At 45.9% G+C, this 593-nt stretch carries 1 protein-coding gene; it reads right to left on the bottom strand.

Annotated elements, in window-relative coordinates; translation table 11 throughout:
* Nucleotides 1-468, bottom strand: a 468-nt coding sequence (locus FQP90_RS23035) for a PsbP-related protein (RefSeq protein WP_167510553.1), incomplete at its 3' end; no start/stop codon positions are given.
* Nucleotides 469-593: the final 125 nt, after the last annotated feature.

Raw genomic sequence — 593 nt, 5'->3', positions numbered from 1 at the left:
TCCGTCAGCTGTCCTTGTTAGCACTGACACATAGTAGTATTGCTTTTCATCAACAACGGGAGTTGCAACTTCCAATATGTTTGCGGTTGCAACTGCATCTGGTTCAAATCCTCCCTCAGATGCGGTTTTGCCAAAGTAAGCTTGTTTCCCTAGCAAGTAATCAACCTTGGAGAGGAATTCTTCAGGGGAACCGAAATCTTTGATGGATTTCTTATCGGTAGGTTGTACCAAGACTGAAAGGTTGGTTGTGGTGTCAAAGTTGTCCTCGTATCTAAGCACTTGACCAGGGAACTCTACTTCCTTGCTCGGGTTCCATTTCGCTGGAATGGATAGCTTGAATCCGGGACCTTGATATTGTGAGAACTCTGTTGACTTTGGCTTCCCGAACACATTAGCAGCTTCACCATAAGCAGCATCAGCAGGTGAAACCTTAGAACCAACAGCAGCTGCACCAATAAGAACAGTCAAAGCCAACCTACGCGATATCGAAGCATCTGAGGTCACACCCTCTTCACGTTTTTGCGACCTGCATACAACAGCTTGGGAAGGTTTGACAGTAGACACTTGCATGCGAGATGATGATGATGATCTAG

The sequence above is a fragment of the Paenarthrobacter nitroguajacolicus genome (assembly GCF_007786235.1).
GTDB classification, from domain to species: domain Bacteria; phylum Actinomycetota; class Actinomycetes; order Actinomycetales; family Micrococcaceae; genus Arthrobacter; species Arthrobacter nitroguajacolicus_A.
This window is presented reverse-complemented; position numbering and strand designations above follow the sequence as displayed.